We start from the raw sequence: 23,336 nt of genomic DNA on the forward strand, positions 1-23,336 counted from the left end.
AGAGCCGTCTTACGACAACCAGTTTTTATGCAAAAGAAGAAGGCATCGGATGGATGGATGAGATGTAGTGTACTCGCAAGGCAAATATTTTGCTAAATCCCACTGTTGATAACGCATATTCTGTCTACCAATATATATTATTAAAACATTTTCTACACATTTTACCCATTCCCCTCACTAACCTCTTTTTTTTCGCCGCAAACAAAACTCTAATTATGTAAAATCAAATTTACGACTGTTTATGCTCATTAAAAGTCCTATGCAGCTCATTGCAGTAAGCAAGGAAGAACCGCCGTAAGAAAGGAAAAGCAGCGGAATTCCGGTTATCGGCATAATTCCCATAACCATTCCTACGTTGATGAAAAAATGAATGACGAACATTCCGAGTATACCGGATGCAATATACATACCGAATTTATTTGAAGTATTTTTTATAATGACAATCGTTCTCCACATAATTATCATATAAAGGACAAAAACAACAGCACCGCCGGCAAAACCCATTTCTTCGGAAAGAATGCTGAAAATAAAATCCGTAGACTGCTGCGGAAGAAAACGGTAATGGCTCTGTGTTCCGTGCAGGAAAGACCGCCCGAACGCTCCTCCTGCACCGATCGCAATTTTTGACTGGATAATATTCCATCCTGAACCAAGCGGATCTACCGAAGGGTCCATAAATACGATAAGACGACGAATTTGATAATCCTTAAGGACTTTTCCGGCACCGGAAGAACAAATCAAGCCGATAAAAATGATTGCAGAAACATAAGCTATCCAGAAATAATATTTTCTTCCGTGGAAATAATACCGCACGACAATACTTATTGCGCAAATCGCCGCCGCCGCAAGAATTAAAATCATTTTAAGCTTAAAATCAGACAGCGTTGTAATCAGTACGACTGAATTATGGGCGATATATTCATTCCATACAGGAAGTATCGTAAAAAAAACAGTTGAAGCGCAAATTCCAAACAAAAACATCAGGTATGTCAAAGGAATTTCTGCCATAAAGCACATAAAGAAAAAAATCGGTATATAGACAGTTGCAGTTCCTAAATCCGGCTGTGCAAGAATAAGAAGTGTCGGGACGGCAAAAATAACTGCTGAAATTATCAGCCGTTTAAGCGGATTTTCATTTGCAGAACCGTTCAGATATTTTGCAAGGAATAAAATAAAAATAATTTTTCCGAATTCCGACGGCTGAACGCCAAAATCACCGATTCCAAGCCAGCTTTTTGCACCGTTTACGTATCGTCCGAATAATCTGGTATATACAAGCACAAGCAGAAACACGACGAACAGCCAGCCGGAAATTCTTTCGCATTTACGGTAATCGGTAAGCGCAAAAAATGCAAGAAAAACCATTCCTATTCCTGCCCAGACAATCTGCTTGACGTATTCATTTGTAACAAGAATTCCGTCTGAATTAACGCCTGATGAATAAATAAATGCTATTCCCGTAAAAACAAGAACCAGTACGCAGAGCAAAATAATCAAATCAAAGGATTCCAGTATATTTTTTTTCATCTTACTATTCCTGACGAGCCCTGTTTTTCATCAGATACTTGAAACCAAGAGCCTCAACAGCCTCCTCATAGTTCTGGTTCGCAAAAATTCCCTGCAGGATAATATTCGTTGCATACGGCGCCCACCATTCCCACGGGTTGCAGGCTTCAACAATTGTAGAAACGACAACCTGATCTTCCGGAGGCGCATCGTAAGGAGCATACGCCACCATCCACGAATGCCAGCTTGTCTTATACGGAGCAACTTCCGCCGTTCCGGTCTTGCCTGCCGCCTGCACAGTCTTGTTATGCATAGGATACTGCGGAGTTCCGTCTGTAATCGTATACAGCATTGCCTCCTGTACTTCTTTCCAAACTTTAGGCTCTATATCGGACTTAAACAGAACCTCCGGCACTACTTCCCTAATTACCTCGTTCGAAACAGGATCCCTTACTTCTTTCAAAATGTGGGGTTTGTAAATTACGCCGGAGTTTGAAACCATCGCAACCATATCTGCCATCTGCAAAGGAGTCGCCAGAAGATATCCCTGACCGATTGAACAGGACATTGTATCTCCGCCAAGCCATTTTTCATGGAAGCGACGCTCCTTCCATTCTATAGACGGAACAAATCCTGTCTGCTGGCTAGGCAAATCAATCATAGCACTCTGCCCTAACCCAAATTCCTTGGAATATGCAGCGATTTTATTTATTCCCAGATAATCACGTCCTATAGTCCAATAATATACGTCGCACGACTGTGCAAGCGCATTTTTCATATCCAGCCAGCCGTGACCAGGTTCATGCACGTGACAGTGAAACATACGGTTTCCGTAGTACAATTTTCCCTTACATTCTATTTTTTTTGCCGATGAGAACGCCTCTTCCTGAAGCATTGCCGCAGACATAATAATCTTAAATGTTGATGCAGGCGGATAAGTTGCATTTACGGCACGGTTTACCAAAGGCCTGTTTTTTTCATCATTTATAAGAGACTGATAATATTCACCTGCTTCATCTGTATTAAAAATATTCGGATCAAAAAACGGATATGAAACCATAGCAAGCACCTCGCCTGTAGCAGGTTTCAGAACGACAACAGCCCCTACTCTGTTGCCAAGCGTTTTTTCCGCAAGCGTTTGAATGCGTGTATCAATAGTAAGGATAAGATTTTTTCCCATTTTTGGAGGTTCGACTATAGGAGTATCAGAAAGTACCCTTCCCCGAACGTCTACAGTGCGGCTGGAACGTCCCGGCGTTCCCTGCAAAAGCGAATCGTACTGCTTTTCAATGCCGGTTTTTCCGACGATGCTTTTCTGGGAATATCCCTGATTGTACATAACGTTCATTTCTTCTTTCGTTATATCGCCGACATAGCCTACAACGTGAGAGATAGAGCCGGACTCAACATAGTTGCGGATAGGTTTTGAAATCCAGGAAACGCCCGGCAAGTCAGTTTTATTCTCCGCGATGTTGGAAATAATTGAAAACGGAACGTTTGAGCGTATTTGAACGGTTGCGTATGAACGCCGGATATTCTTCGGAATTTTCTTATCAATATCGTATTTTGAAATGCCGAGCATAGATGCAAGCTTAGTTACGACAGTATCATACATACCGGAAGGAATTTCTCCCGGCGTAATTTCAACGGCAAACGATTCTGTATTGATTACCATAGGAAGATTGGCATTGCGGTCAAAAATTTCGCCGCGCTGGGCAGGAATTGTATTTACCTGACTGGAAATCGTCTTTGACTGCGTGCGGTATTCAGCTCCCTGAATGACCTGAAGATAAAAAAGCTGGTAGAAATATACTACAAAGCCGAAAAAAATTAATATTCCCAAAAGAAAAATTCGGGAAGTTTTATCGAGCGAGCTGCCTTTCCTGAGTCCACGTCCGTTGCGGAATGAAAATGCCATCAGACCTGCTCCTCCGGATGTACGGCAACAAAGCGTCTGAAAGAATCCATAAGCTTGAATATAAACGGAGCGCACAGCGTATTGGCAAGCAGTTCAAACACAAACTGTACGGAAAACAAATTATATGTATTCACGACAAGCGGAAAAAATAGCGAAATCAGCCAGATTAAAAAGACTTTCAGCAGCGTAACGGAAAAACCGATTACAGCCGGCATTATAATTCCACGGTACTGTATTGATTTTCCTAACCAGCCGGCAGAATATCCGATTATTGTCCTGAAAAGACAGTTAAAGCCGAACGGCGCGCCTGTAAGAAAATCCATAAACAATCCGGAAATAAATCCGTCAGCCTCGCCAGTCCCGCGTCCGTTCAGCAGGGAAAGATATACGGAACAAAGCAAAAGCAAGTCTGGAACGGCAGGAAGAATAGTAATATTTGACAGAATGGCAGTTTCAACAAGAGCAGTACAAAACAAAATAAACGCAGAAATAAAAACAGATTTAGTCATCATTCTTTCCTTGAATCATTAATTTCACGCATATTAACGACAACAACATTTTCAAGCCGTGAAAAATCAATAACAGGCGTAAGTTCTATATCCAAAGAAGAATTATACTCAACTATAGTAATCTTCGATATTGTTCCCAACGGCAAATCCCTCATATAATTGCTGTTCTCGCCGGAAGTTACGACAACATCACCGTAATGAAGTTCGTCAAGTACCCGTTTCCTGATGTATTTCATAGAAAGATTTGCATTCTGATTGCCGTTTCCGGAAACAAGTCCCAGGTCACGGGTATTCTGAATACGGGCAGAAACAGTACAGTTCAGATTATATACAGGCATTACGATGCTTGTATATTTTCCTACCTGTATGATTTTTCCAACAAGCCCGGAAGTTCCGTTCTGACAGGCAATGACCGGCATATTCTTTCTTATTCCGGCGGCACTGCCTTTGTTTATCGTAAGGAAAGCATACAGATTATCTGTATCTCTGGAAATAATCTGCGCCGGATAATTCTTTTCCTCTAAAGAATTTGAAAAATCAAGCTGCTCTTTCAACCGTTCGTTTTCTTTGCGAATTTCTGCATTCGACCGCTGCATCTGCTCGTAATTTTCAAGCTTTTTGGAAAGTTCGTCGTATTCCTTCCGGAGTTTTGCAAGCTCGTGCGCAGCTGTAAATACATCTGTAATACCTGTTGCAACGGAATGTACCTGACGTTCGACGGAAGATAAAACGGAAAAACCGACAGTCTTTACATTTATGACAAAACTGCCGGAGCTGAATGCCAGCATAACGCCTGAGATTAAAACAAGAAGCAGCAGGATAAATTCCTGCAATTTGAATGAAAAAGACGATCTTCTTTTTGCAGCCATATTATTCTAATCGTTCAGACTGTCGTAAACAGAACGGTCTGTAGACATATCCTTAAACAGCTCAAAAGCCTGTCCCGCACCAAGCGCAACACATTCCAGCGGATTTTCAACAAGAATGACAGGAACGCCTGTTTCTTTTGAAATAAGTTTCGGAAGTCCTTTAAGCATAGAACCGCCGCCTGTCATAACTATACCGCAGTCAATAATATCAGAAGCAAGCTCCGGCGGAGTCTGGCTGATAACGTTCTTGATTTCCTCAACGATAAGGCGTACAGGCTCTTTGAGTGCTTCACGAACTTCTACACTGTCAATTTCAAGGCGGCGCGGAAGACCGGTAATTGCATCAGTTCCCTTCAGTTCCATTTTTTCAATAGTTTTGTCCGGCGCTGCGTTTCCAATCTGAATTTTCAGGCGTTCTGCAGCCTGGTGGCTTATAATAAGGTTATGAACGCTCTTTACGTGCTTTACAAGCGCCTCATTGAACTTATCGCCGCCTACGCGTATTGAACTGGTAACTACCATTCCGCCCAAAGAAATAACGGAGATTTCGGCAGTTCCGCCGCCAATATCACAAATCATATGACCAGCCGGCTCAAAAATTGGGATTTTTGCACCGATTGCCGCCGCCTTGGATTCTTCTATCACTTCAACTTCCTTTGCGCCGGCTTTAAGCGCAGCCTCAATAACAGCGCGCCTCTCTACGTCCGTAACGCAGGAAGGAATACCGATTTTCATACGGGTAGATTTTATAATCTGATGCTTCGGCGTAATTTTCTGAATAAAATATTTAATCATACGCTCGCAACTGTCTATGTCAGAAATGACGCCGTCTGCCAGCGGTCTGATGGCAATAATGTTGCTCGGCGTTTTTTCAAGCATATTCTTTGCCTCTGAACCAACAGCAAGAATACGCTTCGTGCCTTTTTCAACTGCTACTACAGAAGGCTCGTCTATAACAATTCCTTTTCCCCGAACATAAATCAGCGTGTTACATGTTCCCAGATCAATTCCAATATCAGTCGAAAATCTGTCAAAAAATCCCATAAATCCTCCCGGATTTTATAACTACTTATAATTTGCCATTTTTTCCAAGGAAAGTGAATGATTAACCTGAACACGAAGCGCCTTTCGCCACTCCGCACGGGCTTTCACCAGATCACCTTGTTTTTCATATATTACGCCAAGACCGTAGAATGCATCAGCAGAATTTTGATTTTTTTTCAAAATTCCTTCGAATTCCCTGCGGGCTTCGTCATAATTTTTCTCATCAATATAAATCGTTCCAAGAAGATTCATACTTTTCAGTACCAAATCGTCATCGGAAGATTCATTTTTTATGCGGAACAGATACTGCTTTGCAGCAGTAGCCTGCCCTGCCTTGTAATACTGTTCCGCAATGGAAAGCAGCAGGGAGTCCGACTCGCGGACAAGCAGAGCCTCCGTAAAAGCAGCGATGCTCTCCATATAGTTTCCAAGCGCCGCATAGCATAACCCCCTGTATTCAGCAGCATCATCAGCCTTGTAGCCGTGCTCCTTTGCCAGGGTAAGATATTTTAGCGCTAAATCAGCATAATAGTAAGAAGTAATTGTATTCTTATAAAAATATGCCTTTCCCAGCATATATTCAATCTGTGGACGAACCTGTTTTCCGGCCTTGTACAGGGCAATCCGCATACTGCTTATAGCTTCATCAAGATACCCCTGCGCAAGAGAAGTATCAGTCTGGGCAACTGCAAGATAAAAACTTGCATAGCCGTGATATATAAGGACTGTGCCATCATACGGCCTGTCCTGCAAAATCTGACGGCTTACCTCATATATGGAAGGATAATCATACGTTTTCCATTTTTCAATAAGGGCAACAACAGACGGAGTATTCGATAAATGCCGGTGAACAGTCCTTACTGTAATAACGACGGCAGAAACAACAGTTAAAGATATAAAAAAAGCGATTATCAAAAAAGGTACGAGCCTGCTTTTTTTCCTTACAATGTTACTGCCGGTTAATTTCATTCCAAACCCTAACTATCCTAAAAAAACAGACGGGACGATAAGCCGGGTTCTGTCATCGTTTTACAACGACATAACCATCTATCCGAATTGCCTGTTACCAGACAACTTTAGCAATTTACCCGAAGCGTACAAGTCGGAATACTCAAGCTTCTGCTTAATCTTGCTCCAAATGAGGTTTACACTGCTGCACCTGTTACCAGCTGCACGGTAGTCTCTTACACTGCCATTTCACCCTTACCTGAATAATCAGGCGGTTTATTTTCTGTTGCACTGTCTGTCGTTTTCGGGGATATACAAGAAATTATGTATCTGCCTGAAAACGCCCGGTCATTATCCGGCATTTTTTCCGAAGGAGCCCGGACTTTACCTCACGGCAGTTTCATATCATCATAAAATGCCGCGCGGTTATATCCCGTCTGCATAATTACCTATTCTTCAGAATCTTCTTCAAACTCATCTCCGTCATCACCGGAAACATCATCCTCGGAAGATTCGTCCTCATCCATAAACTCGTTCTCTTCATCATATTCTTCGTCATCAGCAAAGTCATCATCCAGATCGGCAAGACTTCCAGAATCATTGAAGAATGTTTCCTGAGAATCATCATCAGACTGTTCATAGAACAAAATGCGGCTGCAATACGGACAGAACAGGATTTTCTCGCCCACGTGAACTTCATTTGCAAACTGCGCAGGAAGAATCATATGGCATCCGGTACATACACCGTTCTTTACGGCAACAATACCTTCTGAATTGCGCTGGATAATTCTCTGGAACTTAAACAGGATTTCCTGATCAAGACCAGGAACGATTCCTTCTTCCTGCTTTCCCAGTTCATCAAGTTCAGTTTTATACGTATTTATCTGATTGTTCAGAGTTTCCTTGCTGGTATTCAAGTCATTTTCCTGAGAAGCAATCATAGCTTCTGTGGATTTTATAATGTCATCCAGTTCAGCAAGTGTTTTTTCTTCTTTCTGAAGGCTCTTGCGAAGTTCAGCTTCTTTCAAAGAAGCTTCTGAAATCTGCTTGTCAAGCGCCTCATATTCACGGTGAGTCGTAATTGTGTCCATATTCTTCTCACCTTCTTCACGAGTCCTTACAGCAGTTTCAAGTTCAGCCTTTATTGAAAGGACAGACTCCTTTACCGCCTCATACTCCTTGCTTTTTTCAATAAACTCTTTCTTAAGTTTTGAAAGAAGTTCATCCTGTGAAGTCAACTGTTTCGGCGCTTCATCTATTTTTGCCTCAAGCTCATATTTTCTACCCAATATAACCTGAAGGCTCTTCAATTTTTCAAAAACTTCTGTGGTAACCATTTCCCGTTCCTTATAAATCTGTTGTATCTTTTATTTATATAGTAAAATACGATTTCTGTCTATAAAACATCAGGTTTCTATATAATCCCGAAGTCCGTTCGCACGGCGCGGATGCCGGAGGCGCCTTAATGCCTTTGCCTCAATCTGGCGGATACGCTCGCGCGTTACGTTGAAGTAAAGACCGACTTCCTCAAGCGTAAGGGAATAACCGTCGTCAAGACCAAAGCGCATTTTAAGAACTTCCTGCTCCCTTGGAGGAAGAGTACTCAGAACCTCGCGCAGCTGCTCCTGAAGAAGCGTATATGCCGTCTGCGTAGCCGGATTTTCGACTTCCTTATCCTCAATGAAATCTCCCAATGACGAATCTTCTTCCTCTCCGATAGGAGTTTCCAGAGAAATAGGCTCGCGCGCAACATTCTTAACCTGCTTTACGCGTGCCAGAGGCCATCCAAGCTGCTGTGCAATCTCTTCATCAGTTGGTTCACGCCCAAGTTTCTGCATAAGCTGACGGCTCTCGCGCACAACCTTGTTTATCTGCTCAATCATATGCACAGGAACACGGATAGTGCGCGCCTGATCAGAAATTGAACGCGTAATTGCCTGACGAATCCACCAGGTAGCATAGGTAGAGAATTTAAATCCCTTGCGGTATTCAAATTTTTCTACAGCCTTGATAAGACCGATGTTTCCTTCCTGAACAAGGTCAAAGAACTGAAGTCCGCGGTTAGTATATTTTTTAGCAATAGAAACAACAAGACGAAGGTTTGCATTGATAAGCTTGTTCTTAGCCTGCTCCATCATACGCGCACCGCGTTTGATTTCCTTTGCCTTTTCAAGAATATCGTCAATAGTATTTTCAAATTCGTATTCAAGACGATGAAGCTTGCGGTCTATTTTCTGAATTTGCGTATAAATCTCGCGGATATCATCAGTCGTCATATTAAGTTCTGCCTCAAGCTTGGCAGATTCCGACCTGATGGAAATGCGGCGTCCAAGACGTCGAAGCTCTCCTGTACCGGAAATCCTGAGCTCCTTCATCTTTTTTTCCTGCTTCTGATGATATTCATCTATTTTCTGGGTAGCTTCTGCAAATTTCTGAGTAAATTTATCAAGTTCCTCTGTCTGAATGTCAATGTGCTGAAGTCCCGGCTGAATTTTTGCCCTGAGCTCGACAAGCTGCGGATCTTCAAAAATCCTGCCAGTCTGATTTGCCTCGAACATCTGCTTTTTAAGCATCATATACTGCTTCATCTCAGGAAGAACCGGCTTGATGTATTCACTGTAGCAGCTTCTAAGGCGGCGTTTTTCTGCCATCTCTTCGTTTATTTCCTTACGCGGTCTTCCAGGTTCGTGTATGTCTATACGCGTAAAAGCTTTCTGCGCAACCGCAAAAAACTCAGGAATCATAATGCCTGAATTAAGGATAACATTTTTTATAATGTTCTTGCCGTCTTCCATCTTCTTGGAAAGAAAAACTTCCTGTTCGGCAGTCAGCAGATTTTCTTTTCCGATTTCACGAAGATACAGGCGGATTGGATCATCTACATTTGATTCCTTATCGCCGTTTACAAGTTTTCCCCTGACATCCGGAATTTTCTCGGCATCTTCATCTTCTACAACATCATCTCCGTCATCAAGCAGAGCCTCGTCGGCAACGTCATCCTCATCATCAGCGACAACATCGTCCTGTTCGTCCTCATCAACAAGACCAGATTCTATTATTTCGACATGCTGCTGCGCCAGAAGTCCAAGAACTTCCTCCATCGCAGGTGAATTGACAAAATCCGGACCAACAAGATCTGAAATTTCATCGTATGTAATGCCGGGTTTCCCCTTTGCATAATCCAAAATTTTTTGAATAAAAGGATTCTGTTCCTGATCCATTACTGCACACCTTTTTTACCGTAAATTACTGAAGGAGCTTTCTGTCAATCTCCATTTTTTCCCTAAGGATTTCGCGCAGCTGCTCTTTGTCATCGGCAGTTACCGGAGATAAATGGCGCAGACGCTCCATCAAAACATTCCGCCGGCGCTCAAGACTTCTTCGCTTTATCATCCGGATTGAATCCTGTACTGCATTTCCGGTATTATCCCTGTACTCGCCTAATGACACAACGCTTGTTATCAAGTCGGCAAGACGACCGTCCTCGCAGCGATTCAATACCCCTGTTAAAGACAAAGAATTATCCTTGAAACACTCCTCAAGAATAGTAAAAAGCTGTTTGGCTGAAAAATCTTCAAAATCGTCTGCAGAAAGCTCCGCACGCATCATTTTATACTTATCTAAGTCGGCCATTACTGCCAGTACGCTGCGAAGTTCGGCTGTTAGTTTTATTTTTTGCGGCTGAGAAGACGCAGATGGCTGCCGGTTATTCAAACGTTCATGGGCTTTCTCACGATTCAGAAAATCTCTTTTTACGGCCTCCGGCTTTAGATTGAATGCCTGACACAGTTGCTCAAGACACGATTCTTTTTGTATATCTGACTGTAACGCATCTACATAGGTAAAAAAAGCAAGGGATGCTTTAGTTTTACCTTCAGGAGTATCCACAGAATACTCCGAGCCTAGTTTAGATAATAAAAAGTCGCTATCCAATATAGCATTGGATACGGCATTTGTCAATGCTTCTGCGCCATAATTTATCATTATTTCCGCAGGATCTTTTCCGCCTACAAGCTGTATTATGCGCACGGTAATTCCGGCACGGCGAAGCATAAGCATTGCACGCATCGTAGCTTTCTGCCCTGCGCCGTCCGCATCAAAAGAAAGCAGGACTTCATCAGTAAACGGACGGACAAGACGTACCTGTTCATCAGTAAGTGCAGTTCCAAGAGGAGCGACGGCATATTCAATTCCGCACTGGTGGTAGGCAATGCAGTCCATATACCCTTCGCAAAAAATAACTTTTTTATTTTCTTTTATGGCCTTTTTTGCAAAATTGAACGCATAAAGCGTTTCGCCTTTTTTATACTGAATTAAATCACCGGAATTCAGGTATTTCGGACTGTTCGGGTCATTGTCAAGCTGCCTTCCTCCAAACGCAACAACCTGTCCGCGCCTGTTGAAAATCGGAAACATAAGCCGGTTTGAAAAAAAAGCCGTGTCCTGATATTTTTTGCTGAAAAGTCCGCTTCCGCCAAGAAATTCCGGACTGAAATTTTTTCCCAGAAGAAATTTTTTCAGCCAGTGACGGTCTGCCGGCGCAAAACCAAGCTTGAATTTCTGTATCGTTTTCTCGGAAAGTCCGCGCTTTGTAATATATTCAAGAGCCGGCTTTCCCTGCTCCGTTTCCGTAAGCAGATAATGAAACATCGATGCAGTCCGTTCGTACAAGTCAATGTATTCTTCCGAAAGCTTAAGTTTCGGATCTGGAGCAGGCTGAGAATAACCCGATTCATACTTCACCTCTACGCCGGAACGCTTTGCCAGAAACAGAATTGCATCCGCATAAGAAAGCTTTTCCTGCTCCATAATAAATTTTATGACATCACCGCCTGCGTGACAGGAAAAACAGTAATAAAACCGCTTGTCCGGCTCAATATGGAACGACGGCGTTTTTTCATTATGAAACGGACAGCAGCCCCAGTAGTCTTTTCCGCGCGGCTCAAGTTTGGTGTACTCGCCGATAAGGCTTACAATGTCAGTTGCATTCTGCACAGCCTCTATCGTTTCTTTTGATATGAAGGATGCCATCAGTTCCCGGTTTTTTTAGTATTGGAAATATATCCCTCGCTTATATGCGTAGAGAAATTCTTGGAAAATACGTGCTTCCCCTTTGAAGAATCAACAATCCGGAAATAATAGTAATTCGTATCTGCCGGATGAACTGCCGCATTCAGGGCAACAATTCCGGGATTTGAAATTGCTCCCGGCGGAAGTCCAGCCCACTTGTACGTATTGTACGGACTGTCAATCGCTATGTCATCATAAGTAATGACATCCGGATGTTCGCGTCCTTCAATTTCCGTAATGATATATTCTATAGTGGCACAGGAATACAGCCCGATATTATGCTCAAGCCTGTTTTTAAATACGCTTGCAATAAGAGGCGCTTCCTCATCAATCCTGTATTCACGCTCGACAATAGACGCAAGTATTACAACATCGTTCAGTTTTTCAGGGGAAAGTTCAGAAAGTCCCGGAACAGAAGCCGTTTTTTCAAAAAAGGTATCTGCCATAATAGAAACTACGGCACTTCCGCTCATAGACGGAGTAAGAAAATATGTATCAGGAAAAAGATAGCCTTCAAAACTTTCTGCCGGAATATGATACTTTTCCAGAAGAGAAGCATCACGGCAAGATTCCTTAAAATCTTCCGCCTCGCACACGCCGGTATTTTCAAGCTTGAGTGCAATTTTGGAAACAGTCAGTCCTTCAGGAACGGAAACGCGTATGAATTCCTGCTGACCGGACGAAAGAGCCCTGTAAATCTGAAGTATGCTCATACTGCCCGATATTTTATAGACGCCGCTTTTTAGGGAAAACGGCTCCCGGCTTCCAAGCAGGACTGACCTGAAAAACGGAAAACGCGCGCCAAGATAAAAAATAAGTTCGGAACGGATAAGACCGGACTCCTTAAGGTCTTTCGCAATTTTACGGGCAGACGTTCCGGCAGGAACTTCAAACCTCTTTTCATCCGCATTATCCACAGACGACACAGGCATCGCACCAAGTTTCAGGAAAAGCAAAGTGGCAGCAATACAGACAGCCAGAACGGCGGCGGAAACGCATAAAATTTTTCTCAATATTTTCATTATTACCTTATAAAATTTTTAATGTTTTACAATATATATCTATTGTATCCATAGATTTATATATCAAGTTCAAGACCTTCTTCGGCAAGAAAAACATTTACGTCAGCATGAACGATATATTTTGCGTACCAGCGCGCCGCCGTAAGAATAGAATACAGTTTTTTATCGTCGTACATAGGTTCGTGATGAAACAGATACACGTTTTTTATTCCCCAGTGAACTGCAAAATCAATGGCATAGCAGAATGAAGAATGACCCCAGCTTATCTTGCGATACAACTCTTCAACGGTGTACTGCGCATCAAGGACAATAAAGTCTGCGTTACGGAAAACAGCCTCGTGCGCCGGCGTAGAATCAAAATCAGACTGCGCAAGTTCCACGTCAGTAGCATAGACAAATTTCTTTCCGTTTTCAGAAAAGGAAAAACTGAACGAACGTCCAGGATGCGACATTTCGCAGGCAGAAACAGTAAGTCCGCCAACCATAAACGTACTTCCCGGCGCAACTGTACGAAAAGTAATGTTTTTGGTGAATTTTTCAAAACCGGCAGGATAATACGGACTGCTCTGCTGCGCCCTGAGATACTCCTCAGTTCCTTCCGTGCAGGAATAAATGTTCAGCGAAGTATCAGGTGCGTATGCAGGGTCAAAGAACGGAAGTCCCTGTATATGATCCCAATGCAGATGAGAAAGAAAAAGATTGTACGTTTTGTGAGCTGGTTTGTCAGACGATTTTCCAAGAACACGAATTCCCGTACCGGCATCAAGCACGACTTCGGTATTATCATTGCCGCGAAGTTCAATACAGGATGTATTTCCGCCTGCCGTTCCGAAAATCCACGAAGGCAGTTCAGAAATGAATTTTTCCCGCGCATCTGCCGAAACTATATCTTTTGCCGATATACGCTGTATTACAGCCGTAATCTTAGACTGAATCTGCTTAGAAGAAACAGGAGCAGGTATAGAACCTCTGACACCATAAAACCGAACTTTCATTTCTCTTCCTAAATAAAAACTCTACGCCCGCGATAACGCCAGGAAAAGGTATGCACAAACATATCTTCTTTATCACAATTTAAACGATACACCAGTCTTTGTCAAATAACTTTAACAGACTGAACAGGAATGCATTTAAAATAAAAAAAAAGAGCTAGAACAAATCTAACTCTTTTCAAGTGGGGAGTGAAGGATTCGAACCTACGAAGGCTAAGCCAGCAGATTTACAGTCTGTCCCCTTTGACCACTCGGGAAACTCCCCGAAAAAGCTGCCTGTAGGATTTGGACCCACGACCCCGAGATTACAAATCACGTGCTCTACCAGCTGAGCTAAGGCAGCAGACGTTCGATAAGCGTGTCGAACGTGAATTATATTATACCAATCGAGAAAAAGTGTCAACCGGCTTTTTCCGTTTTTTCATATTTTTTTCAAACAATTTCAAATATTTATTTCTGATGACGAATTCCCAGGAATATGAATCCTTTACAAAATGCGATGCCCAACGCACCATTTTCTTCATTGTATTAAAATGATTGAGCCGCAGGTCAACAGCTTTTTCAAGGGCAGCGTACAGGGACTCAAATGTATTCTGCGGATACAGAAAACCAGTTTCGCCGTCAATTATCTTTCTTAATCCGCCGGTTTCGTGTGCAACAGGCACAGTTCCAAAAATCTGCGATATAAAATCTTCCAGACAGCACGGCTCAAAATAGCTCGGCAGAACGGAAAAATCGGCGGCGGCAACGCACAAACGCGACATACGACCGTTATACCCTTTGAAAAACACTGCTTTCCCTGCAAATAAATCTGTCAGTCCCTGAACTTCATTTTCAATCGCCGTTTCTCCCTGCCCCATAATTATAAACCGTAAGTTATCGTATTCCCTAAGAACAGCGTTCATTACCTGAAGCAGAAGCGAAATTCCCTTCTGCCAGACAATTCGTCCGTGGTAGACAAAATATACGCACGGAGCGCCGCCTTTATCGCAGGAAGAAAGATAACCGTACCGGAAAAGATGTTCCATATAGGCGCAGTTTTTATCTTCATCAGAAATGTCTTTTTCGCAAAGGCGCAGAAAAAAATCACGGTTCCGGTACTTTCCTTCCAGTTCCGCAGAATCAGTTTCCATAGGAAAAGGAAGCCCGGAAATTTCAGGACATTCTGGAGAATAATGACAATAATCAATTCCGTTTGTAATGCCGAAAACCGGAATTTTCCGGGCAGCAAAAATTCCGGAAAGTCCGTCCGTAGCCTCGTTATTCGCAGGATTAAGAAGTTCCGTAGCGTAATAGGTAGAAACAGTCGTAAGGACGGCGTTTTTAGAAGCAAGAAGAAACGGCTCTACCCTTACCCCGTTCATCGCGTCCATAAGCCAGTTCCACGGAAGCTCCGTATAGTAATACGCTTCGTCAATGTTGCAGAATTCGTGATGATAAGCAGGACCGGCGTTATGTATCGTTACAAAACACGTTGTTTTTTCAAAATAAGCCGGCTGCATAAGCGCCGCATAGCAAGGAGTAACGGCAGTAGATGCATCCTGACAGTGAATTACATCAGGCAGGTCTTTGGCAGAAACGGCAGCGCCGTATGACACAGCCGCCTTCGACAGAAGCGCATCAAGAAAATGCGCATCAGAATGACCCGTTCCGCATACGTGAGACGGATTAAGCCGCTGCTCTTCCGCAGTGTACACATATACAGCCTGTTTTTCGGAGAATGCAGGATGATTTACAAGAACGACTTTTCCGGGGAAATCAATAAACTGCGCCGTCGTATAGTCCGCCTGAACAGTCTGTCCGCATAACGATATGTCCGCCTTAAACGAATGTTCCTGTATATTTTTAAGGGAGGAAAATGAATTTGCCGCAAAAACAGGAATGAAAAGAGTTACGTCATTCCCTTCCTTTGCAAAATTTTCGCACAAGGCATAGGTAACGTCCTTGACGCCGCCGGCTTCAACAATACCGGCACATTCCATACTGACAATCCAGATTTTCATAAAAAAGTCCGCTATTTGCAGAAATCCGGACGCAGAACTTCAGCGCCGCCCATATAAACAGGCGACGGCACTGCATTTTCGTCCATATAGGCAGTGATGAGAATACGGATGACTTTTTCAAGTCCGCCTTTTATATATGCTTCCTGACTGCAAAACAGCGGAATGCGCGACGTATCTATTCCTACATCATTTGCACGGAGTGCGGCGCACGGATTAAATACGTCCAAATCACGCGTTAACGTAAACTGGACGGAAACAATATCGGCGGCAGACAAAGAATTTTCGGAAAAAAGTTTCCGGCACATTTCAGCAGTCTGAAGGCTGATAGACTCTTTAGTATTTTCAGCGCATACAGCGCCACGAATTCCAAATAATCGTTTCATAGAAAAAATCCTGATGTATAAAATTTATTGTTCGGAGAAAATTGACTTCAACTGGTTCAGAAGGTCAAGCGCCTTTTCCTCATCCGAAGCGGCATTTTTTTTCAAAGACTGTCCGCCGCCGGCTGAAGAACCGGACTTATCTTCCGTACCTGCACCGTCATTCCGAGGAAAAGAAGGCACCTGCGACTGCAAGCATACGTCGCGCGCTTTCTGATACAATTCGCAGTCCGGAATACGGACGTTCCGCACTGAAACAGACCTGATTTCAACGCCCGGATATTTTGATGAAACGGCAATATCCTTGAAAAGTGCATCATAATCAATCGTTTCTGGAAGGAACACGGAAGACTGACCCGGAAGCGAAATCAGTTTCTGCACGGCAGAACGGATAAAATCGTCTGCGGCATAATTTATATATTTTTCAAGAGAATCCTGGTCAGTCAAAGAGCCGTCTTTCACAAGAGAAGGAAGCGAGTCCTTTGAAACAGCCGCAGAAATCAAAAAATCGAAATTATATGAAAAATCCGGGCTGTTCTTGTAAAGACCGGCATACACGCTGCCGGACGGCAATTCGCCGGAAATACGCTTTTCCACCATAACAGGCTTTGTGCTGAACAGCCGCAGCTGCGCATTCGTCGGTAACAGGAATTCCCAGTGCCAGGAAAACTCTCCGCCCTCAATCACATTTTCATTTACACCGCCGGTCTTGGAAACAAGAACACCGGCCGTATCAGCCTTCACCCTGAATTGAGTCCACCCTATAAAAAAGAGCGCACCAGAAAAAAGGACTAATATAATGAAGCATACAAAAAAGATCCGTATTTTTTTCCCCATTTTTTCCCCTTGACTGTCAAAAGCAGTTTTTTTAGTATATCAATGGTTTATGAGAACATCAAGAAAAATCGAGGACAAAAAAAACTACTTCTTCGAACTTTATTTCAACGACGAGAACATACTGAGCAAAAAAAATCAGCAGCCGCCGCTTGTCTTTATCCTTACAAGAAGAACGGTTCTTTTCCTTTTCCTGTACCTCGCCGCAACTACGATGTTTTTTTTTATAGGAAATTTCCAGCGCTTCCTTGACTCAAACCTTATAATCATACTTAGAACGGCGGCAATTACCGCGGCGGCACTAATGTTTTTCTCTGCTGCCGGAATTATCATCGCCGCCGTCTGCTGCATAATCGAAAAAAAAGCGAAATCTTACTATATTATTCACGCAATTTTGATGACAGTTTCAGGCATTGCAGGAACAGCCTGTCTCATTGTTTACCGGGCTGTAGACATTCTTTCACAGGGGATAAATTGATGATATGCCTTAAAATTCCGCCGGTTCTGAAAAAAATGCACGGAATATTTGAACAGCACGGCTACAGTGCATACCTTGTAGGCGGTGCAGTCCGTGATATGCTTATGGGAAAAACACCGTCCGACTGGGATGTTACGACAAATGCCAGGCCGGAAGAAATAATACAGATTTTCCACAAAGTAATTCCAACGGGAATTGCGCACGGAACTGTAACCGTTCACTTTATGAAAAATGAAATTGAAGTTACCACGTTCCGCACGGAATCAGGATATTCGGACGGACGGCATCCCGACCACATAGAATACGCTGCAACAATACAAGACGACTTAAGCCGCCGCGACTTTACGATGAACGCAATTGCCGTAAACCTTGCAGACGGTACGGTAGTAGACCCGTTCGGCGGACAGAACGACATCCGGCACGAAATAATAAGAACCGTAGGAAAACCGTCCGAACGTTTTATGGAAGACGGACTCCGCCCGATACGCGCAATAAGGTTTGCCGCCCAGCTTAAATTCAGTATAGAAAAAGATACGTACTCGGAACTTTTTAAGGCGGAAATCCAGAAAAAAGCCGCCGGGATTTCGGTAGAACGGTTCCGCGACGAAATGATAAAGCTTCTGAAAGCAGAAGAACCGTCCGCCGGCATCAAGCTGCTTGAAGAAACGCACCTTCTTGACATTTTTATGCCGGAATTCCGTCCGTGCGTTCAGTGCATACAGGGCGACGGACGCGGCTTTCACGAATTTGACGTAATGACTCACCTTATGTACGCCTGTGACGGCGCGCCTAAAGACAAGCTGAACGTTCGCCTTGCCGCGCTTCTTCACGACATAGGAAAACCGCAGGCAAAAAATATAAAAACAGAAAACGGCGCAGAACTGTACACGTTCTACAATCACGAGCAGATTTCCGAAAAAATCAGCCGCCCTCTTCTTGCAAGGCTGAAATTTCCTAACGCACTCATAGACAACGTATGCCACCTTGTAAAAAATCATATGTTCAATTATGAACCCACCTGGACAGACGCCGCCGTCCGCCGTTTTTTAGTCCGTACCGGATATGAAAATTTTGAAGATTTAATTGACCTGCGCCTTGCAGACATTTACGGAATGCACAGAATACCACTGCGCCTTCACGACAGCCCGGCAGGAAAACTGCTTTTAGAACTGAAAGACCGGATTGAAGTCGAACACGAAAAAAATTCTGCGCTTACATTAAAGGCGCTTGCCGTAAACGGAAAAGACCTTATGCATGCAGGAATTCCGGCAGGAAAAACAGTCGGAAAAGTCCTGAACTATCTGCTTGAAACAGTACTTGACGATCCTGCGCAGAATACAAAAGATACCCTTCTTACGATTGCGCAGAATTATTGTCAGAATATGCAGAAAGCCTGCTCCGAATGAACGAAACAGGCTTTTCCGCTTAAATTACCATATTCATTACTTCACGCACTTCCGAAAGCGTCTGCTCCGCAATTTCACGGGCCTTTTTTACGCCATCAAGAAGAACGCTCCTTATGTAGGCAGGGTCTTTTTCAAGCTGCGCACGTTTCTGGCGAAGCGGACGAAGTTCCTCGTTCAGTGCAACGGTAAGCTCGTTCTTGAGCATTCCGCCGCCGCCCTCGCCGATTCTTGCGGCAACATCTTCCGGTGCTTCCTGCGTACACAGCGAAATAAGTGACAAAAGGTTTGCAACTTCCGGACGGTTTACAGGGTCATACGTAATAAGCCGCTCGCCGTCAGTCTTGGCTTTCTTTATAAGTTTTGCAGTTTCGTCTTCCGTAGCACTAAGCATAATTGCATTACCGCGGCTCTTGCTCATCTTCTGACAGCCATCAAGTCCCATAATGCTTGGAGTTTTTGAAAGAAGTGCCTGCGGCATAGGGAAAACAGGCTCCCTTCCCTTGCAGAATTTTTCATTAAAGCGCCGGGCAATCGTGCGCGTCATCTCAAGGTGCGGAAGCTGGTCTTTTCCTACAGGAACGACGTTTCCCTTGCAGTACAGAATATCAACCGCCTGATGAACAGGATACGTATACATTCCGGCATTGACGTTCTTAAGTCCTGCCGCCTGAATTTCCTCTTTTACAGTAGGATTTCGGCTGAGTTCCGCATTTGAAACAAGCGTAAGGAACGGAACCATAAGCTGATTTGCCTCTGGAATATAGCTGTGCGGATAAATCATTACGTTTTCGCCCGGCTCAATACCGGCCGCAAGATAGTCAATGACAAGCTGCTTTGTATTCTGGCTGATTTCCTGATACGCATCGTGGTCAGTAAGAACCTGATAGTCCGCAATTAAAATCATCGTAGGAACGCCGAGTTTTGAAAGACGCACGCGGTTTTTCAAAGACCCGAAGTAATGTCCTATGTGAAGCCGTCCTGTAGGACGGTCGCCGGTAAGGACGCGGTATTTCTGCGGATTTTTTACAATATCTTCTTCAATTTTTCTGCTGGTAGCAAGCGCGGCTTCATAAGTTCCGCTGTATTCCAATTCTGCCATTTTCAACTCCAATATATTTGCGCTAGATTTTATCCTAAAACACCTGTTTGTTCCATAGAAACGCAGGAAAAGAAATGCAGGAAAACGCTACAGTTTGAACGCAAGCAGAACAGAACCGCTTGTATAGTACGAACGCATATTGTAAGAAAGATTTACAGCAATCTGAAAAAACGCAAGGTCTATGCCAAGACCGCCGAACACCTGAGGCTGAATTCCCGTGTCAAAAAAAGAATTTGAGCAGGAGAATTTGTCTGAATCAGAAAGTTCGGATTTTTCGGTTTCATTGATTTTTGTAGAATAGCTCCAGCTGCCGTCATATTCAGAAGCGGTAAATGCCGCCTTAAATCCTATAAACGGCGTAAAAATAAAAAGCTTTTTTGATGCCTGAACCTGAGCAAAAACAGTATGCGTTGCAACCGTCATATCAAGATGAGTAGCTACGTTTGCAGAAACAGAATGCTCTTCTGCAGAGCCGTAACCGGCATTCGTCGTAAAATCCTGCGATATTTTAAACTTCATTTCCTGACGCGAGTACATATAGCCTGCACCGACGGAAATTTTCGGAAGGAAAAGATTTCCTTCGTAAAGCGCATACCGTACGTCAGCACCGAACGTCGTATAGTCAATGCTGACACGGACATCATCAAATTCTATAGAATCAAGAACGTTTCCTATGGTCGTAATGCCGTAAAGTCCGATGTCGAACGGAAGGAAAATTCCGCCGAGCCGCGCAGAAATTCCGGCAGAAGGATACGGAATGCGCTCCGGCATATCAAAATCAATTGAAAGCGTATCGACAACGCCGGACTCCGAAAGAAAATCAGAAATGCTGTCACCGATTTTCTGCACGTTGTCGCTTAAAAAGCCGGTATCAACAAAAGTTCCGCTTATGCTAAGGCCGGCAGTAAAATGCGGCGGAACGGACGGAAACAGTTTTCCGATGTACGCATCCGGCTGAACGCCAAGAAGCGAGCTGTTCTCCGGAAAAACAGCTTCCAGCTCACCAATAATGGATTTTAAAGCGGAAGATATTTCCGGCGTCTTTGTTTCTGTATGAGCAGCTGCAAGTAGGAAAACAAGCGCAGCTACGCAAAAAAAATGTTTTTTAGTCTGAATATTCATAGTTCCATTTTACGTGTGAAACCATCTTATGTAAACAGAAAAATGTTCCCGGTTCACATAAACAGGACTATTTTTTAGCAAGTTTTCCTGCTGAGTCTACTTTCCAGGCAGTTTCAGAAAAGTCATTTGTTACTGCAATTTTTCCCACTTCACTTGAAAGTTTTTGAACTGGACTCTGCGGAATCTTCACAGCCGAATACGAATAAACTTAAGGCAAGAGCCCCCCACAGAATAATAAAAACAATCTTCGATTCATCTCTTATCCTTATTATTTATAATAAGTAAATTCTTATTCAACATTCTATATATTGCAAGAGCGGAAAAATTTAGAACCTGCATTGCCCTTATAAACTGTTTTCAACAATTTTTCTTAAATCGTTTTTTTCTTTTTCGCTCAAAAATGATGCGTCGACGGAATTTAAAAGAAGTGCTTTTACCTGCTCTTTGGAAAGATTATGTGTTTCTATAAGGTGCTGCATTTCTTTTCTGGCATTTGTTCTGGAAACTGTCATATTGTCTGAATTGACTGTAACTTTTATGCCGGAAGCAATGAGTTTTTCAAGCGGAAAATCGCCGTAATCTTTAAAGATGTTTGTGTTCAAGTTGCTTGTAGGACACAGTTCAAGCGGAATTTTCTTTTCTTCAAGGATTTTTAATGTTTTTTCGCTTTCTATAGAACGAACGCCATGCCCTAACCTTTTTGCACCGAATTCTACTGCCTTTTCAACGCTTTCTGCTCCCAAAGCCTCTCCTGAATGAATCGTAACAGGAACATTATATTCTCTTGCCCTTTCAAAAAGATACGAATATTTTTCATTAGGAAAAAGAGCTTCAGCACCTGCAAGGTCAAGAGCACACACGCCTTTGTTCAAAAATTCTTTTACAAGGTCTGCTGTTTCAAGATTTTTAAGAGAATTATCTTCTCCACTTCGCATTGCACACAAAATCACATTCGCCTTAAAACCGGAATTTTTAACTCCGCGTAAAACAGCTTCTACAACTTGTTTTTGGGTAAGTTCTTTTTGTAAATGAAGCTGCGGAGCAAAGCGGATTTCTGCATAGATAAAACCTTCTTCAAGAAGTTCCCTGCAAATGTTATAAGCGCATTTTTCAAGGGATTTTTCACTTTGAAGAAGGCTTACAGGAAGGGCAAATTTTTCAAGATATTCGTTTAAATCCCGGCAATCATCTCCAACAGAAAGAAGATTAAAAAGTTCTTCATCACTTTTTGGAAGTGAAATTCCTTCTATTTCTGCAAGGTCTCGGGCGGATTTTACAGAAACAGAACCGTCAAGATGAAGGTGCAAATCAACAGCACATTTTTGATTAAAGACAAAAGAGGTTTTATTCATATTACTTTCCTTTCCCATGGCAATTCATCAGACAACTGAAAAGAACAAAAAGAATTTACTGTTTTTTTCATATTTTCTCCAATTAATTTTATTTTATAACCTTTTTCAGCTTTACTCAAAAAAAATAATTTATTCCAACCGCACCGTCATTCCGAACTCCTTTCGGACTGTCATTCTGAGCTTATCGAAGAATCTCACTCATAGGCCTTTACAACTGTTTATAAGATGCTTCACTCCGTTCAGCATGACAGACTGTAATTTTTTCACAAAACATAACCTGAATAACTATTCGTGTTTAGCTTAGACAGCCTTTAGCATCTAGCCTGGACAGACTTCAGTGCCTAGGTTAGACAGCCTTCCGTGTCTAGCCTAGACACGCAACTGCGTTCTAGGCTAACGCACCACGCGTCATTCCGAGCTCGTTTCGGAATGTCATTCCGAGCCGTTTGTCAGAAATTGTCCACCATTCCAAGCTTTTTCCATCAGGCCCGTATTGTGCACCAGAAGAATCAAAAGCGTGGCAAAGTTCGTGTCCGATTGTAGTTGCACCCAAAACTGCATAATTAAATGCATCGCTTGAATCAAGTTTTAAAACTTCTTCTTGAAGATTTGGGATATTAAATAGATTGTCAACAAAATAAAAACAAAATAAAACAATTATATCAAAAATTTATCTTTCAACCTGTAAAAAAAAATATCCTTTTCCTTCTTATGCAGATTCATTATACTATGCGGTAAAAAAGCCGTTTCCCAGTCTGCCAGTGCAGACTTACGGACTTACGGC

The 23,336-nt window shown here is 42.9% G+C and carries 20 protein-coding genes, 2 tRNA genes and 1 other RNA gene; 2 read left to right on the forward strand and 21 right to left on the reverse strand.

Annotated features, from left to right (window positions below; translation table 11 throughout):
• Positions 1-213: 213 nt before the first annotated feature.
• From B5D55_RS04065 to B5D55_RS04145, 17 genes are all read right to left on the reverse strand, one after another.
• The gene (locus B5D55_RS04065; protein WP_078932722.1) at positions 214-1,527 is read right to left on the reverse strand and encodes an FtsW/RodA/SpoVE family cell cycle protein; all 1,314 of its coding nucleotides are present in this window, start codon (positions 1,525-1,527) and stop codon (positions 214-216) included.
• A 4-nt stretch (positions 1,528-1,531) separates the two neighbouring features.
• Positions 1,532-3,424: a penicillin-binding protein 2 gene (gene mrdA, locus B5D55_RS04070; protein ID WP_078932723.1), complete on the reverse strand. Its 1,893-nt coding sequence runs from the start codon at positions 3,422-3,424 to the stop codon at positions 1,532-1,534.
• Positions 3,424-3,936: a rod shape-determining protein MreD gene (gene mreD, locus B5D55_RS04075; RefSeq protein WP_234975371.1), complete on the reverse strand. Its 513-nt coding sequence runs from the start codon at positions 3,934-3,936 to the stop codon at positions 3,424-3,426. Before mreD ends, mrdA begins: the two co-directional genes overlap by 1 nt.
• Positions 3,933-4,802 (reverse strand): rod shape-determining protein MreC, encoded by an 870-nt coding sequence (mreC, locus tag B5D55_RS04080; protein ID WP_078932724.1) that lies wholly within the window; start codon positions 4,800-4,802, stop codon positions 3,933-3,935. The genes mreD and mreC overlap by 4 nt, the downstream gene beginning before the upstream one ends.
• 6 nt (positions 4,803-4,808) lie before the next feature.
• On the reverse strand, positions 4,809-5,846 hold the full coding sequence (locus B5D55_RS04085; protein ID WP_078932725.1) for a rod shape-determining protein: 1,038 nt from the start codon (positions 5,844-5,846) through the stop codon (positions 4,809-4,811).
• A gap of 21 nt (positions 5,847-5,867) precedes the next feature.
• On the reverse strand, positions 5,868-6,761 hold the full coding sequence (locus B5D55_RS04090; RefSeq protein WP_234975372.1) for a tetratricopeptide repeat protein: 894 nt from the start codon (positions 6,759-6,761) through the stop codon (positions 5,868-5,870).
• A gap of 76 nt (positions 6,762-6,837) precedes the next feature.
• Positions 6,838-7,234, reverse strand: an RNA gene (gene rnpB, locus B5D55_RS04095) — RNase P RNA component class A.
• A gap of 9 nt (positions 7,235-7,243) precedes the next feature.
• Positions 7,244-8,131, reverse strand: a complete 888-nt coding sequence (locus B5D55_RS04100) for a zinc ribbon domain-containing protein (RefSeq protein WP_078932727.1) — start codon at positions 8,129-8,131, stop codon at positions 7,244-7,246.
• A gap of 69 nt (positions 8,132-8,200) precedes the next feature.
• Positions 8,201-10,015 carry an RNA polymerase sigma factor RpoD gene (gene rpoD / locus B5D55_RS04105; protein WP_078932728.1) on the reverse strand — a complete coding sequence of 605 codons (1,815 nt, stop codon included), beginning with the start codon at positions 10,013-10,015 and terminating at the stop codon, positions 8,201-8,203.
• A 25-nt stretch (positions 10,016-10,040) separates the two neighbouring features.
• Entirely contained in the window at positions 10,041-11,825 is a 1,785-nt protein-coding gene (dnaG, locus tag B5D55_RS04110) for a DNA primase (RefSeq protein ID WP_078932729.1), read from the reverse strand.
• On the reverse strand, positions 11,825-12,886 hold the full coding sequence (gene mltG, locus B5D55_RS04115) for an endolytic transglycosylase MltG (protein WP_078932730.1): 1,062 nt from the start codon (positions 12,884-12,886) through the stop codon (positions 11,825-11,827). The genes dnaG and mltG overlap by 1 nt, the downstream gene beginning before the upstream one ends.
• A gap of 56 nt (positions 12,887-12,942) precedes the next feature.
• Positions 12,943-13,881, reverse strand: a complete 939-nt coding sequence (locus tag B5D55_RS04120) for an MBL fold metallo-hydrolase (RefSeq protein WP_078932731.1) — start codon at positions 13,879-13,881, stop codon at positions 12,943-12,945.
• A gap of 180 nt (positions 13,882-14,061) precedes the next feature.
• A tRNA-Tyr gene (locus B5D55_RS04125) sits at positions 14,062-14,143 on the reverse strand.
• Between the two features lie 5 nt (positions 14,144-14,148).
• Positions 14,149-14,221 (reverse strand) — tRNA-Thr (locus B5D55_RS04130).
• Positions 14,222-14,255: 34 nt separating this feature from the next.
• Entirely contained in the window at positions 14,256-15,881 is a 1,626-nt protein-coding gene (locus B5D55_RS04135) for a glycogen/starch synthase (protein ID WP_078932732.1), read from the reverse strand.
• A gap of 11 nt (positions 15,882-15,892) precedes the next feature.
• Positions 15,893-16,264, reverse strand: coding sequence for a chorismate mutase (locus B5D55_RS04140; RefSeq protein ID WP_078932733.1), 372 nt, complete (start codon positions 16,262-16,264; stop codon positions 15,893-15,895).
• A 24-nt stretch (positions 16,265-16,288) separates the two neighbouring features.
• A complete protein-coding gene (locus B5D55_RS04145; protein ID WP_078932734.1) occupies positions 16,289-17,005 on the reverse strand; it encodes a hypothetical protein in 717 nt (238 codons plus the stop codon).
• A gap of 142 nt (positions 17,006-17,147) precedes the next feature.
• Here B5D55_RS04145 and B5D55_RS04150 point away from each other — a divergent pair, with 142 nt between their 5' ends.
• Together B5D55_RS04150 and B5D55_RS04155 are read left to right on the forward strand one after the other, a co-directional pair.
• A complete protein-coding gene (locus B5D55_RS04150) occupies positions 17,148-17,573 on the forward strand; it encodes a hypothetical protein (RefSeq protein ID WP_078932735.1) in 426 nt (141 codons plus the stop codon).
• Positions 17,573-18,979, forward strand: coding sequence for a CCA tRNA nucleotidyltransferase (locus B5D55_RS04155; RefSeq protein ID WP_078932736.1), 1,407 nt, complete (start codon positions 17,573-17,575; stop codon positions 18,977-18,979). The genes B5D55_RS04150 and B5D55_RS04155 overlap by 1 nt, the downstream gene beginning before the upstream one ends.
• Before the next feature lie 19 nt (positions 18,980-18,998).
• Here the strand turns inward: B5D55_RS04155 and trpS are convergent, their stop codons facing one another.
• The 4 genes from trpS to B5D55_RS04175 all read right to left on the reverse strand — a co-directional run bounded on the left by trpS (position 18,999) and on the right by B5D55_RS04175 (position 23,222).
• Entirely contained in the window at positions 18,999-20,078 is a 1,080-nt protein-coding gene (gene trpS / locus B5D55_RS04160) for a tryptophan--tRNA ligase (RefSeq protein ID WP_078932737.1), read from the reverse strand.
• Between the two features lie 87 nt (positions 20,079-20,165).
• Positions 20,166-21,200, reverse strand: coding sequence for a hypothetical protein (locus tag B5D55_RS04165; protein WP_078932738.1), 1,035 nt, complete (start codon positions 21,198-21,200; stop codon positions 20,166-20,168).
• A 344-nt stretch (positions 21,201-21,544) separates the two neighbouring features.
• Positions 21,545-22,552, reverse strand: a complete 1,008-nt coding sequence (gene add, locus B5D55_RS04170) for an adenosine deaminase (RefSeq protein ID WP_078932806.1) — start codon at positions 22,550-22,552, stop codon at positions 21,545-21,547.
• Positions 22,553-22,940: 388 nt separating this feature from the next.
• Positions 22,941-23,222 carry a M13-type metalloendopeptidase gene (locus B5D55_RS04175; RefSeq protein ID WP_078932739.1) on the reverse strand — a complete coding sequence of 94 codons (282 nt, stop codon included), beginning with the start codon at positions 23,220-23,222 and terminating at the stop codon, positions 22,941-22,943.
• Positions 23,223-23,336: the final 114 nt, after the last annotated feature.

The organism is Treponema porcinum (assembly GCF_900167145.1).
GTDB lineage: Bacteria > Spirochaetota > Spirochaetia > Treponematales > Treponemataceae > Treponema_D > Treponema_D porcinum.

What these genes read in the sequence shown, in the direction of transcription:
- B5D55_RS04165 (WP_078932738.1), bottom strand. Translation starts at nt 21,200, where the DNA reads ATGAATATTCAGACTAAAAAACATTTTTTTTGCGTAGCTGCGCTTGTT.
- B5D55_RS04155 (WP_078932736.1), top strand. Translation starts at nt 17,573, where the DNA reads ATGATATGCCTTAAAATTCCGCCGGTTCTGAAAAAAATGCACGGAATA.
- rpoD (WP_078932728.1), bottom strand. Translation starts at nt 10,015, where the DNA reads ATGGATCAGGAACAGAATCCTTTTATTCAAAAAATTTTGGATTATGCA.
- add (WP_078932806.1), bottom strand. Translation starts at nt 22,552, where the DNA reads ATGAATAAAACCTCTTTTGTCTTTAATCAAAAATGTGCTGTTGATTTG.
- B5D55_RS04065 (WP_078932722.1), bottom strand. Translation starts at nt 1,527, where the DNA reads ATGAAAAAAAATATACTGGAATCCTTTGATTTGATTATTTTGCTCTGC.
- B5D55_RS04150 (WP_078932735.1), top strand. Translation starts at nt 17,148, where the DNA reads ATGAGAACATCAAGAAAAATCGAGGACAAAAAAAACTACTTCTTCGAA.
- B5D55_RS04140 (WP_078932733.1), bottom strand. Translation starts at nt 16,264, where the DNA reads ATGAAACGATTATTTGGAATTCGTGGCGCTGTATGCGCTGAAAATACT.
- mrdA (WP_078932723.1), bottom strand. Translation starts at nt 3,424, where the DNA reads ATGGCATTTTCATTCCGCAACGGACGTGGACTCAGGAAAGGCAGCTCG.
- trpS (WP_078932737.1), bottom strand. Translation starts at nt 20,078, where the DNA reads ATGGCAGAATTGGAATACAGCGGAACTTATGAAGCCGCGCTTGCTACC.
- mreD (WP_234975371.1), bottom strand. Translation starts at nt 3,936, where the DNA reads ATGATGACTAAATCTGTTTTTATTTCTGCGTTTATTTTGTTTTGTACT.
- B5D55_RS04100 (WP_078932727.1), bottom strand. Translation starts at nt 8,131, where the DNA reads ATGGTTACCACAGAAGTTTTTGAAAAATTGAAGAGCCTTCAGGTTATA.
- mreC (WP_078932724.1), bottom strand. Translation starts at nt 4,802, where the DNA reads ATGGCTGCAAAAAGAAGATCGTCTTTTTCATTCAAATTGCAGGAATTT.
- B5D55_RS04120 (WP_078932731.1), bottom strand. Translation starts at nt 13,881, where the DNA reads ATGAAAGTTCGGTTTTATGGTGTCAGAGGTTCTATACCTGCTCCTGTT.
- dnaG (WP_078932729.1), bottom strand. Translation starts at nt 11,825, where the DNA reads ATGGCATCCTTCATATCAAAAGAAACGATAGAGGCTGTGCAGAATGCA.
- B5D55_RS04085 (WP_078932725.1), bottom strand. Translation starts at nt 5,846, where the DNA reads ATGGGATTTTTTGACAGATTTTCGACTGATATTGGAATTGATCTGGGA.
- B5D55_RS04135 (WP_078932732.1), bottom strand. Translation starts at nt 15,881, where the DNA reads ATGAAAATCTGGATTGTCAGTATGGAATGTGCCGGTATTGTTGAAGCC.
- mltG (WP_078932730.1), bottom strand. Translation starts at nt 12,886, where the DNA reads ATGAAAATATTGAGAAAAATTTTATGCGTTTCCGCCGCCGTTCTGGCT.